The organism is Brachyspira hyodysenteriae ATCC 27164, from assembly GCF_001676785.2.
Classification (GTDB): Bacteria; Spirochaetota; Brachyspiria; order Brachyspirales; family Brachyspiraceae; genus Brachyspira; species Brachyspira hyodysenteriae.
Window position 1 is genome coordinate 2,935,798 of record NZ_CP015910.2, and the last position, 13,206, is coordinate 2,949,003.

General features: G+C 21.9%; 9 protein-coding genes. 1 reads left to right on the plus strand and 8 read right to left on the minus strand.

The annotated features are described in order from the left end of the window. Positions 1-281 precede the first annotated feature (281 nt). From BHYOB78_RS12780 to BHYOB78_RS12815, 8 genes are all read right to left on the minus strand, one after another. Positions 282-1,175 (minus strand): glycosyltransferase family 2 protein, encoded by an 894-nt coding sequence (locus BHYOB78_RS12780; RefSeq protein ID WP_020064981.1) that lies wholly within the window; start codon positions 1,173-1,175, stop codon positions 282-284. A 100-nt stretch (positions 1,176-1,275) separates the two neighbouring features. Beyond that, on the minus strand, positions 1,276-1,512 hold the full coding sequence (locus BHYOB78_RS12785; protein WP_020064982.1) for a hypothetical protein: 237 nt from the start codon (positions 1,510-1,512) through the stop codon (positions 1,276-1,278). A 99-nt stretch (positions 1,513-1,611) separates the two neighbouring features. Next, positions 1,612-2,649, minus strand: coding sequence for a glycosyltransferase family 2 protein (locus BHYOB78_RS12790; protein ID WP_020064983.1), 1,038 nt, complete (start codon positions 2,647-2,649; stop codon positions 1,612-1,614). A 274-nt stretch (positions 2,650-2,923) separates the two neighbouring features. Next, positions 2,924-3,634 carry a glycosyltransferase gene (locus BHYOB78_RS12795; protein WP_012671202.1) on the minus strand — a complete coding sequence of 237 codons (711 nt, stop codon included), beginning with the start codon at positions 3,632-3,634 and terminating at the stop codon, positions 2,924-2,926. A gap of 2 nt (positions 3,635-3,636) precedes the next feature. Continuing rightward, positions 3,637-4,656 (minus strand): NAD-dependent epimerase/dehydratase family protein, encoded by a 1,020-nt coding sequence (locus BHYOB78_RS12800; protein WP_020064984.1) that lies wholly within the window; start codon positions 4,654-4,656, stop codon positions 3,637-3,639. A 166-nt stretch (positions 4,657-4,822) separates the two neighbouring features. Continuing rightward, entirely contained in the window at positions 4,823-6,004 is a 1,182-nt protein-coding gene (locus BHYOB78_RS12805; RefSeq protein WP_020064985.1) for a nucleotide sugar dehydrogenase, read from the minus strand. Between the two features lie 6 nt (positions 6,005-6,010). After that, entirely contained in the window at positions 6,011-8,659 is a 2,649-nt protein-coding gene (locus BHYOB78_RS12810; protein WP_020064986.1) for a hypothetical protein, read from the minus strand. Between the two features lie 277 nt (positions 8,660-8,936). Beyond that, positions 8,937-11,762: an ArnT family glycosyltransferase gene (locus BHYOB78_RS12815; RefSeq protein ID WP_020065014.1), complete on the minus strand. Its 2,826-nt coding sequence runs from the start codon at positions 11,760-11,762 to the stop codon at positions 8,937-8,939. Between the two features lie 307 nt (positions 11,763-12,069). On the opposite strand from BHYOB78_RS12815, the gene BHYOB78_RS12820 reads away from it, so the two are divergent. Further along, a complete protein-coding gene (locus BHYOB78_RS12820; RefSeq protein WP_012671207.1) occupies positions 12,070-13,200 on the plus strand; it encodes a P-loop NTPase fold protein in 1,131 nt (376 codons plus the stop codon). Positions 13,201-13,206 lie beyond the last annotated feature (6 nt).

The window sequence follows — 13,206 nt, forward strand, 5'->3', positions numbered from 1 at the left end:
TTTTTTGCAACAAATATAAACTGACTTAAGAAAGTAAAACTTGAGAATGTATAGTGTTTGTTTGTTTGTTTGTTTGTTTGTTTGTTTGTTTGTTTGTTTGTTTGTTTGTTTGTTTGTTTGTTTGTTTGTTTGTTTGTTTGTTTGTTTGTTTGTTTGTTTGTTTGTTTGTTTGTTCATAAGAATATCCATATTTTGTATATATTATATAATAATATAATAAATAATCAAGTATAAATAAATTATTACAAATATTCAAAAATTATGTTATATGAATTTAATTATTATTTAATGGAATTGTATTTAAATCTTCTATTTTCTGATATTACTCTTCCTACAGCATTCATTATCAAACCTGTAATTATGCATATACCAGATAATAATATTAAGCCTGTAGCAAGAACTGATGTAGCAACTGGAACAACACCAATATTTATAAATTGAATAATAAGCGGTATGCCATAATAAAAACCGCATAATGCAAATATAAAGGCTATTATCCACCAAAAAATGATAGGCTTTTCTGTCATAAGAAGATAAATCATAAGCCCCAATATTCTAAAACCATCTCTAAATGTATTAAGTTTAGAAAAAGAACCTTCCGGTCTGCTTTTATATTCTGCTTCCATCTCTCCTATTTGCAAACGCATCTGCATAGCAAATATAGTAAGTTCTGCCTCTATCTCAAAACCTTTTGAAGAACATGGAAATGTCTTTACAAATTTATTTGAAAAAACTCTATAGCCGCTCAATATATCATTTACATTATTCCCAAATAAAAACTTTGCAAATGATGTTATCATTTTATTTCCAAATGAATGACCTTTTCTGTATTTTCCAGCCTTACGAACCACTGTTACCATATCTAAATCATTGTCAATTAAATAATTAACTAATTTTGGTATAGCAGAAGCATCACATTCATTATCCCCATCTATAAGTATATAAATATCAGAATCAACTATAGAAAAAGCCTGCCTTACTACTTCACCCTTACCCTGATACATTACTTTTTTTACAATAGCTCCTGCCTCTTTTGCTATATTGTATGAATTATCTGTAGAATTATTATCAAATACATATATTTCACATTCAGGAGAATATTTTTTTATATCTTCAATAACTTGTTTTATAGTAAGCTCTTCATTATAGCATGGAATGATAGCAGAAACTTTCATTTATTTTTTACCTAATTATATTTGTATGAATTATACCATAACAACCTTAATAGTCAATTATACATTAATAATGTATAGTTTATTTAATATATAATATTTTTTAATTATTCATATCCGCTCTTTCAAATATACCCATAAATTGATCACCTATATTTTTGAATGAAAAATACCTTAATAATATATAAACTATATTATTTTTTTGTTTTATAGAGAATTTCCATAAAGAGCTTTCATTATGCAGTGTAAAATTTTTATTAAGCCAATCTCTGCCTAAATGAGAATAAAATGGAAAACCAGCATAAAAAGTTTTTAGTGTTTTAAATCCATTATCATTCATAAATTTTTTCAATTTGACCTTTTTGAAATTTCCTTAAATGTACAATATGAACTTTATAATCTCTTATTTTTCCTGTAGACACTGATATTAATATAATTATTACCATTTTATATCTATATTAAGCTTATTAATTAAAAAAAGATAAAACATTAAAAATAATTTGAACATTCCAATTTTATACAAAAGACGGCATCCCCAAAGTCCTAACCCTTTTATACCATGTTTAGAAAAAGCATGAAATAAGTTTAAATATTTCAGCTTCTTCCAATTACTAAAGTTATTATCAAAATATTCTTTTGTTAGTTTTATATATTCATTAATATTACATAATTTATTTCTGTACACTCTGAAAGGCATAGATATTCCTATATGTATAAATACGAATAGAGTAAGAATATCAATATCAATTAAATTATTTTTTAAATAATCTTGTTTAATATTTACAAGCTCATCTCTGAATTTTTTCATCTCATCAAGTACTAAATGAACATTTATTGTAGAAGAATTATAAACTCTATATCTTATTAATATGTCATTAGTAAATGCTAATTTTTTAGTATACTGATAAATGTCTATCATAAATAAAGGATCATCTACTCCGCATACATTTTTAAATCTAAAATCTTTTATAAAATCATATCTAATTAATTTGTTCCAAAATGCTGTATTAAAAAAAGCTAAATCATCATTAAAGTCTTTTTTTTCTAAATATTGATATTTGTTATTAGTCATTTCTTTGCAGTATACTTTTAATGTTTCTGCATCGAATCTTTCATAACCGCAAAATGTAATATCTGCATTATTATTCTCAGCTGTGATGAATAATTTTTCTAAAAAATTATTTTCTATATCATCATCTCCATCCAAAAATATTATATATTTTCCTGTAATAAGTCCGCTCTCTAATGCTTTGTTTCTAGTATTAGCAGGAGCCCCTGTATTTTGAGGCATAAATATATATTTTATTTTTTCACTAAATTTATCAGCATATTCAAGTATTATTTTTTGAGTATTATCTTTAGAGCAATCATCTACAATAATTATATCAAAATCTTGAAATGTCTGATTGATAAGAGAATCTAAACATCTAGCTATATATTTTTCTGTATTATATGTAGTTACTATTACTGTTATCATATAAAAAATTTATCAAAAATTGTATTTAGCATTGATAATATTATAAATATTATTTTATTATCTAACTCGACTTTAAAATTTATACGTTTAAAATAATATAAATACTAAAAATATAATAGGAAAAAATATCTTCCTTGAACACAACTTATATAATATGAATTAATAGGAGTCAAAGTTAAATATAATCCTGTTAATATTAATGTATAAATTATAAAAGATATTATTTTTAAATCAAGTTTGATTTTTATGCAATAATAATCAACATAGAATAATTCTAACTTTTTGAATTTCTTTTATTTTTCAAGGCATAAAAATACCAATGCAGATATTTAGGCAGCCATGAAAATAGTTTAAACCTAGATTCTCCGCTGGTTCTATCTCTCCAAGTAGATGGTATTTCTGCGATTTTACATCCCATAGCATATGCTTTTACAGTTATCTCCATTCCAAGTTCAAAGCCGCCATTACTTTCAATTGTGATGCTGTCTAAAACTTTTCTGGAATACATTTTAAAACTATTAGATATATCATGAGTATTTATACCTGTTAATATATGAAGGCTTATACCTGCGGTTCTTGACATTAAACCTTTGAAAAATGGTCCACCTATTTGTCTGCCACCTTTCATATACCTAGATCCGCATACTAAATCATAACCTTCCTCTGTTATTTTTTTATACATATTATCAACGATTTCCAAACTATCAGATAAATCAGCCATTATTACTAAAACAGGATTATTATTTTCTAAATATAATCCTGTTTTAATGGCATTTAAAACACCTCTTCCATATTTATTTTTTAATAAATTTATATCAAAATTATACAATTCTTTTATTTTATTAACTTCTTCTAAAGTATTATCTTCATCAAAGTCATATATTATAAATACAGATATAGGTACTTTGATATTATTTTTTATTTCATCAAATAGTTTTTTTATATTATCTTTTTCATTATAAACCGGAACAATAACATTTAACATTTTTATATATTTCCAAATTTAATTTGCTCTTTGATCCAAGGGATAACTTCATCTAACATTTCAGATAAAGTAGTAGTAGCTTCAAAACCTAATATTCTTTTAGCTTTTTCAACAGATGGTACTCTTTTTTGAACATCATATTGATAAGGTTCATCAGATACAAAATTTAAAGGCTTATCCCCATTAATCTTTTTCCATATAACAGCAGCTAATTCTTTAACTGTAGTAGATTGAGCTGTAGATATATTGAAATCTTCATTAATAGCTTTATCACTTTCAATACAAGTAACTATTCCTCTAGCTAAATCTCCTCCATAAGTATAATGTCTTATTTGATTTCCGCTTCCTAATATATGTAAAGGATCTTGTCCTTTTAATACCTTCTGTACTAAATCTGGTACAACATGGCTCATAGCTAATTTCACATTACCTGAATTTATCTCTTTTTCATTTTTAGCTCTTCTTTCACCTATTCCTACACAATTAAATGGTCTTATTATCGTATATGGAAGTTTATACTGTTCATAAGCACCTTTAGTAAAATATTCACAGGCTAACTTTTGAAAACCATAAGTAGATAAAGGAGGAGGACATTTAAATTGCTCGCCTTCTTCTGTAGGGTAAGTAGAAGTGGATTCAAATACCATAGAAGATGATAAAACATTAATTTTCTTTAGTTTTTTATTTTTGAATGCCCATATAGCACTGTCAAAAGTAGAAGCTATAATTTTTTCATTTTCAGCAAGCAAATCATAAGCATACTCATGAAAATAAGTTATACCTCCTATCATAGCGGCTATTGCCACAACTTGATCGCAATCCTCAATTAAATTTTTCATCAAGTTTATATCTTTTACATCACCATCAACTTTTGTAAATTTAGGGTGATTATCATAACTTTTCTCTAAATAACCATATTTACTATAATTGTCTATACCAATAACCTCATGGCCTCTTTCTAAAAGCTGATCAACTAAATATCCGGATATAAATCCAGCTGAACCTGTAATTAAAATTTTCATATTTTATTCCTTTATAATTAATTTTTTTTGCTACAATAAAAAATTGTTTTCCAAATATTTTCCAAAATATTGGAAGTTTTAAATATAGCCATATTAAAAATGTATTCTTGTGCAGTTTAATTTTGGTAGAAAAAGATAAAAATCTATCAACCGCTTTTTAAATAAATTATATAATTCCTCCATTACCTAATAAATTCCAAACATCTACTATTTTTTTATCAGTCTTTATATCCTTATATATCTTATGCGGTGCACCAATTATAAATATATCTGATTTTTCTATAATTTCTTCTAAAGATATTAAATCATTATCTTTAACATAAGGATCTGAACATAATACTTTTTTAGATGAAATAGACAAAATCTTTTTTAATTTGTAACTTAAAGATTCTCTTATATCATCAGATTCTGATTTAAATGCCATACCTAATATTCCAACCGTTAATTCTTTTAAATTATGTTTTAAAGATAAAGATTTAACTATATAATTAGGAAGCCCCTCATTTATAAGCATTGCAGTGTGTCCTAAATAAAAATTACCGTTATTAAAAGCTCCAAGCTGCATTGAGTCTTTAAAAAGACATGGACCTGCTGCAAATCCTGCCTTTGGAAAATCTTTAGTACGAGGATAATTAAATGTCATAGCATCGTAAATCTTATAAAAATCTAAGCCATAATCATTAGCTATCATATAAAATTGATTAGATACCGAGAACTTTATATATCTCCATACATTAGTAAATAATTTAGTAACTTCCGCTTCCATAGGTTCTAAAACTATTATATCTTTTGTCAATAAAGAAAATAATTCCCTGGCTCTTTCCAATCCTTTATCTGTAAATGAAGATATTATTTGCGGAAGATTATATAATTCTTCCATAGCTTTACCTTCAAGAATTCTCTCAGGGCAAAATGCTATATCAGGAGTCAAATTATGCTCTAAAAACCAATCTCTTATTTTTGATGATATACCAGGATAAACAGTGGAACGAAGTATTATTAATTGATCATTATTAATATAAGGTACTAATTCATCTATCATTCTTTTTATATTAGAAAAAGTAGGATTTAAATGCTCATCAACAGGAGTACCAACTATAATTATTACTATTTTTGAATCTTTAATTACATCAGGTTTCAAACTCAAACTTAAAGTCCTATCTTTAAGAACTTTTTTAAGCATATCTTCCATATTTTCCTCATAAAAAGGAATTATACCATTAATAACATCATTATATACTTTTTCATTAATATCATAAATGCAAACTTTTTTACCTTCATTTGCTAATGCTATTGATAATGGAAGTCCCACATGGCCAAGCCCGCCTATTACTGATACATCATACATAATATACTATTCTCCTTTTTCATTATTGTCTTTTAGATAATCATATTTACTGTAAAACACATTAAAGTTATATTTTTCTAATACTGAAAATCTATTTTTTAGATCATTCAAAGTTCCCCATGGATATATTCCTGAAAGATAGTCTCTATTTTGAAAATTTTTATAATTTACAAGTCTATACTGCAGTATTTTTCTTACTCTATATTCATTATATAAACTATTTAATGCCGGTATTGAATTATTCATAAAAATAATGACTGATATAACAAATATAAAATTTTTATATTTATAAAATATATTTGTAAAATTATTGAAATAAAGAATAAATAGTGCTATAGGAAGCAAATTAGTAAATGTTACATATCTTGAAGCTACACCATAAGATGATCTAGAAATTGTTATTGACAATATAAATCCGTATGAAAATATTAATAATAATAAAGGAAATATATTATCAACTATTTTTTTATTAATAATTAAATAAATAGTTATAAAAATACTTAAAAGAAATAATACTATACCTAAAAATAAATTTTTATATATAGAAGATGATATTGCTATAAAAAAAGTATTAGTTATTTGTGATGAAAAAGAGAATTCCTCATTTGATGGTTTATGATAACCATAAAAATATAATATAAAACAACTTATTCCAAATAATAATATCATTATTAATGACTTTTTATTGATATTACTTATTTCTTTAGATAGGAAAAATAATACTAATAAAATCAAAAAAGACATCCATATTATTAAACCTTGAGCAGATGAAAATGATGCTATTATGCCAAATATAATAGTAAATATAATATAAACTTTTTTATTATTTATGGTATAAAGATAATAAAAATAAAAACTTAAAACCGTTGCAGTAAATATTATATACCAAGCTATTTGAAATGACCATATTGTATTTTCTCTTTGTCTTAGAGAAAATAAAATTACAAATAAAAATGACATTAAAATGCTGATATATCTATTATCTTTTTTATAAAAATATTTTATGATAAAAAAACATCCTACTATATATATAATAAAAGATATATATGTTATTACAGTTGTATTCCATTTAGTTAATTCAAGTATAGGAAGAGAAATTATTCTTGAAAAAAATATTCTATGTTCATTATGCTGATTAAATAAAAATGATAAAAGTTCAAATATATTTTTATTAGAATTTTTAATGATATCATAATAATTTACTAATTCCCATTCATCTGCCACAACAATATTTACAGATCCTACTATTAAATATATTAGATAAATTAATATAGATGAAGCAAATATAACATATAAAGAGGCATTTATATTGACTAACAACAATATGATAAATATAGATATTACAGCAATAGTTATTAATTTTTTATCGGGATTAAGATTATAACTAATTTCTAAACTACTATCTTCTAAAGAATTATTAGAAGTAAATACTATATAATCATTTTCCAAATTTAAATTATTATTTAAATTTTCAAGCAATATAGACTTTATTTCTGTAATTCCTTTGGGCATAATAAAACGTAATGAATATGAATTATCAGTATTATAATTAATTTCTCTTGTATCTGTTAATACTATATAATCATTGGAAGAATTTTCTTTAATTGTATTTCTAAATAAATTATTTCCATTAAGACTCCACTTTATTATACTGCTTTCAGGTATTTGCTTTGCTAATATAGTTATTTTATATTTGTCTCCAATAGAGAAATTTGGAAACTCTATATTATAATAATAAATATTATTATCCGCTTCATTGTATATTATAAAACTATTATTATCTGTATAATAAATGTTTGTATTTTGTACATAATGACTTTCTGGTTTATTAGTAATTTCTAAAGAATAACCATAGTATTTTATTATATTAGTATTGTTTAATGCTGCTGTATTAATATGAAATAAGTTACTGAATTTTTTTATTTTAGCTTTATAAATATATCCAACATTACTTTTATTTATAAGTTCTATATCTGTTAATTTTGATTTATGCTTTATGCTTGATGTTATTATTACAAACAATATAAATACTACGGTTAATGATGAATACAATATAATTATATATTTTTTATGATTAATAAAAAAAGAAATAATTATATTAATTATATATAATAATGATTTTCTAAATCTTTCTTGAAAAATCAAATATAAAAATAATAAAAATACAAACAATAATAATAGATTTGTTTTTATTCTTAAAGTATAATAAACATTATCAATATTTTCTTCATTATTAAAGGCTTTAGAAGAAATCAAATCACCATAAGGACCACCATTTTTACGCATTTCAATTTCTTCAATAAAATTATTATCTTTTATAATTTTATTAATATCTATATAAACATTATAAATATCATTATTTCTAAATACTTTATCATAATATTTTATTCTAAAACTATAACTATAATTTGTAATAGAATCATTTGTAAATATAAAATTATTTATGGATTTATAATCTAGTTTCCCATCCACTATAAAATTATCTTTAATATTTAATAATCCATTTATTCTAAGAGTATTATCTATATTATATTCAAAATCTCCTAAATATCCTATTCTATTTTTATTGCCCAATAAATAAAAAATTATTAAACTTAAAATGGAAAGTATTATAATAAATAAATATATTTTAAGGAATAATTTTTTAATTTTCATTTTTTATTCCATAAAATAAAGTTATCAAATTGATATTGAATAAAATGTTTTTTGCAACAAGTATAGATCTGCTTAAGAAAGTAAAACTTGAGAATGTAAAGAGTTTGTTTGTTTGTTTGTTTGTTTGTTTGTTTGTTTGTTTGTTTGTTTGTCATACTTTCTCCGCTATATTCAAATATTTTATCATAAATAAACCTATAGTCAACTATTATAAGCATTCTAATTTAATTAAACATATTATTAATTTATAATAATATATTTTAAAATTATTTTATATCTATTTTATTTCTACTATATCAATATTAATGTATATTTTTTTCTTGTATAATTTCAATCCTTTTCCATAAAACCTTATTGTTTTTACACTATCTTCCATTTTATTATTAAATATACTTTCAAATTCATATAGTGAAGTTGGTAATTTATTTATAATCATTCCATTTTTTAACATAGGAAGCAAAATTCTAAATGAATATTTCTTACCGCTATAAGTTTCTATTTCAGCGGAAATAGGAGGTATTTGATAAACCAATTTTGCTATTTTACCAAAAATATTTAATTTCATATCTGCTTTCAATATCAAATAAGTATTATCATTTGTTATATTTTCAATATTTATTTTATCTTCATAAATATTTATTTTCTGTGTATAATTTGATTGTAAATTATTATTTAATTTAATCTCTCTTTTTTTTAACAGCATGTATATGCCATCATATATATCATAGACATCATAATTATTGTATATTTTTTGATAAGTTAATGGGGTATCCGTTAATGTAAGTCTTCTATCTATAGTTCCCCATTCAAATATGATATATTCCGGAGAATTTTCATTATCAAAAAAATCAGAATTCAATTTATCTAAATATGGAGTATAAATTGAATATGACTGAAATATAGGCATAGGTTTAAAATTCAAGTTATTATTACAAACATAAGATACTTCAATTGGATATATTGTAACTGTATTAGTTGATATCTCACTAAGCATTTCATTAGGAAGTTTTATTAATCTATCAGATTCGTATTGCTTATTATCATTTAATTTATTTATACTATAAGCTATACTATCATATTTTCCTGTAAATAAAAAATTAAATATATTAACTATATTAACATTATTAATTATCGAAACAGCAAAAATCATGATAACTATAAATAGTTTTAATTTTGTTTTCTCATTTATTGTAGATAATACTAGGATAGAAGAAATAAACAAAAATGGCGGAGCAAAAATCCAATCATGTCTTACAAATGCATGTTTGAAATTCAAATAAAATAATATACCGCATAAAGACATATAAAGCCACTTTTGATCTTTTTTACGAAAATAATAAATTATTAAATACACATATATTATTGCAAATATATACCCTATTAAAATATTGTACCATTTTTTACTTTCAACGCTCATTGAATATATATAGCCAGAACTTATTTCAATAGAAGATTTAAAATAATTATAAAAATCTAATATATTCCTGTTATATATCAGATATATAACAGGAATTAAAATTAAACTAAATAATAGTATAACGCTGTAATTTATAATGGATTTTTTATCTCTATAAATTATAACATATACTAAATATATTATTAGCATAGATACATTCAACAATCCGCTGGATACTTTAATAAAAAATGCTATAGCCATTAATATACCTGCTATAATATATGGAATATATTTGTAATTACTTTTACTATCTATTATTAATAATATAGCTATTAAAAATGATATATAATAATCAAATAAACTATAAAATATACCAAGACTAAAATAATATAGAAAAGGCATAATTAAAAACATTATATTTAAATTATCATATTTTTCTATTAATTTATAAATAGCAAGTATAAATATTATATAAATAATAATTTTAAATATAAAACTTATTATTAAATTATTATCAAGATTAATCGGAGATATTAAATATCCTAAAAATCCATAAGTAAATACTATATCTTTTCCGAATTTAAATCCTAATTTATCAGCAGCATTAATGAAATACATCCAAGATGGATCTAAACCATTCGCTACTAATATATTACTAATAGTTGGAAATGAAATAAAAGAGAATATTAGTATAAAAATATATTTATAATATTTTTGAATAAAGTTATTTTTACTAAGAATTAAGCAAATAAATATTAAATAAAAATATAATATAATATTAACAATATTTTTTAAAATATCGTTAATATCTATACTATATTCTACAGTGCTATTAGAAACCGTTTTAATATCTATATTATTTTCTAATCTTAATATCAATTCTTCATCTTCAATACTAAAGCTAGATTTATCTTCATAATCAATAATACTGATACTTTTTAGATTAATATTAAATAAATTACTATCCGTATAATTATCTATTTTTACTTTATAAATACTATCAAAATTATTTTTCATTACTAGATCATAATATGATAATCTGCTTTTAAATTTATAATTTATCAATAATAAATTTGACACTATTAATAAAATAATAATTGAAGAAAATAAAGTAAAAATTAATTTAAAATATTTATAATTTATAAAGAAATTATAAAATATTATTAATTTTTTATAAAAAGTTAAATACAAATACATTAATATCATTATTATAATTGTAACTGTAATAACATTTCTAACTTTTAAAGTATAACTTATATTATCAATTTTTTCTCCATTTATTATTTTATCAGAAATTAGTTCTCCATACGGACTTCCATTTTTTTGCATTTTAATTTTTTTAATAAAATTATGTTCTTGAAAAATTTTATTTGTATCTAAATAAACACCATATATATCACTATTTCTAAATACTTTATCATAATATTTTATTCTAAAATCATAACTATAATTTGTAATAGAATCATTTGTAAATATAAAGTTTTTTATAGATTTTTTGTCTAGAATTCCATCTATTATAAAATTATCTCTGATGTTTAACAAACCATTTAATTTAAGAGTATTATTTATTTGATATTCATCAAATATAAATTCTCCTAAATACCCTATTCTATTTTTATTACCTAATACTGAAAGAACTATTAAAGATAAACTGCAAAGTATTAATAAAAATAAATATATTTTTAGGAATAATTTATTATTTTTCACAAACTACTCCATAAAATACAAAGATGTATTTAGATTGATAAATTTTTTTTTGTATATTTAGATAAATTAGACTAGAAAATAAATTTAGGCTTGTTGCTTGTTGCTTGTTGCTTGTTGCTTGTTGCTTGTTGCTTGTTGCTTGTCATAAGAGCTCCGATTTTAAATCATTATATAGTATATAAAAAAATAATCAAGTATATATTAATAATAATCGAATAATAGCATATGTTTATAAAAGAGTATTAATTTATGGAACTCTTTTTTATTTTGATATATAATAAGAATATCATAGTGTAAAGGGTTATTTATGTCTGATGAAAATGCTATAGAATTATTAGATGAATCTCCTTCTGAAGAATTAAGTGATTCATTACCTCATAAACAAACATGTAATAATATTTTAAATATAATTAATAATAAAAAGTTATTAAGAAAGGTAATATTATTAAGCGGAGTTAGAGGAGCAGGAAAAACTACAATAATACAAAAACTTATAAAAGAAAATGAAAAAGATAAAAATAAAGTATTTATAACAATAGATGCATGGAATGCTCCTGAAGATGTTCTAAAAAAAGAATTTTTAAGATGTTTATATAGAGGAATAAACAATAATGGTAATAAAAAATTGCAAAAGAAAATAGATTATAATATAAAAGCTATAAATACAATAAAAAAAGAAACTACTGCAAATATCAGCAGTTTTACAATAATAATTTATTCTTTTATATTTATACTAATTCCTATATTCATTCCTATTTTGACAACTGATAAATTATTATCACTAATATTAGAAAAAATAAAATATATTGATATAAATAATATTATCACTTTTTTTATAGAACATTTTTCAATAGCTGTATTAATATCAATTATTTTATTTATTGTATCTGCTCTATTTTTTTATATGATTATTTTTCCATCAAAAATAACAAAAATATTATTTCCTTTTTTATATGGTTCTTCAGATAGTTATTCAGAGTATGAAGAAGGAAAAGATTTTACTCCTTATCAATTTGAAAAATTTATAAAAGATTTTTATAAATTATATTCAGATTTTTTTGATAAAAAAGATATAGTAATTGCGGTTGATAATATTGACAGACTTTCAAAAGAAGAAGAAGAAAAATTTATTTCATCATTATATACTTTTATGGACTGTATGCAGAAAAAATCTAATAATATCAATACTTGGTTTATATTAGCTATTGATAAAAAAAGTATAGGAAAAAATGACAATAATGTAGATAATTCATTTTATGATAAATTAAGTCCTTACGAAGAATCAATACCAGAAATGAATAAAGATATAGTAAATGACTTCTATTTTAATAAAATTAATAATAAATACAATGGTATTTTTAGTAATGATATGCTTATTAATTTAAGAAATTGCGATACTAAAAGTTTTTTAGATTGTATAAAAAATTATGAGCCATAAAATAAT

Excerpts from the sequence above, each read along its gene's own strand:
- BHYOB78_RS12780 (WP_020064981.1), bottom strand. The coding sequence starts at position 1,175 with ATGAAAGTTTCTGCTATCATTCCATGCTATAATGAAGAGCTTACTATA.
- BHYOB78_RS12790 (WP_020064983.1), bottom strand. The coding sequence starts at position 2,649 with ATGATAACAGTAATAGTAACTACATATAATACAGAAAAATATATAGCT.
- BHYOB78_RS12805 (WP_020064985.1), bottom strand. The coding sequence starts at position 6,004 with ATGTATGATGTATCAGTAATAGGCGGGCTTGGCCATGTGGGACTTCCA.
- BHYOB78_RS12800 (WP_020064984.1), bottom strand. The coding sequence starts at position 4,656 with ATGAAAATTTTAATTACAGGTTCAGCTGGATTTATATCCGGATATTTA.
- BHYOB78_RS12785 (WP_020064982.1), bottom strand. The coding sequence starts at position 1,512 with ATGAATGATAATGGATTTAAAACACTAAAAACTTTTTATGCTGGTTTT.
- BHYOB78_RS12795 (WP_012671202.1), bottom strand. The coding sequence starts at position 3,634 with ATGTTAAATGTTATTGTTCCGGTTTATAATGAAAAAGATAATATAAAA.
- BHYOB78_RS12810 (WP_020064986.1), bottom strand. The coding sequence starts at position 8,659 with ATGAAAATTAAAAAATTATTCCTTAAAATATATTTATTTATTATAATA.
- BHYOB78_RS12820 (WP_012671207.1), top strand. The coding sequence starts at position 12,070 with ATGTCTGATGAAAATGCTATAGAATTATTAGATGAATCTCCTTCTGAA.